The organism is Deinococcus alpinitundrae (assembly GCF_009982895.1).
Classification (GTDB): Bacteria; Deinococcota; Deinococci; order Deinococcales; family Deinococcaceae; genus Deinococcus; species Deinococcus alpinitundrae.
In genome coordinates, this window is record NZ_WXZL01000200.1 from 1 (window position 1) to 279 (window position 279).

The following is a 279-nucleotide window of genomic DNA, read 5'->3' on the forward strand; positions in this document are numbered from 1 at the left end:
GTTTTGGCACCTTAATCAGCACCAGCGCCGGCGCGGCCGGTAGCGGGCTCAGGCTATCCTGAAAGCGCACGCTCTCTTCATCGATACCGTTCATCCGCAGGTTGTGGCGGGTCGCCAGCTCGGAAATAAAGGAGTCGTTGATGCTGACCGGGTTGCGCGCCGCCAGCGCGCAGGCGAGCGCGCCGAAGCCGTCGTTGAAGATGAGCGTCAGGCCGTCGACGTCATTCACCTGTTGCAGCAGATATTCATCCGCCGCTTCCCATGCCTGTAGCGCTTCTT

General features: G+C 61.6%; 1 protein-coding gene. It reads right to left on the bottom strand.

Annotated elements, in window-relative coordinates; translation table 11 throughout:
• On the bottom strand, window positions 1-279 hold a 279-nt coding region (locus tag GUI70_RS23030; RefSeq protein ID WP_202630585.1), incomplete at both ends, for a 23S rRNA (guanine(1835)-N(2))-methyltransferase RlmG.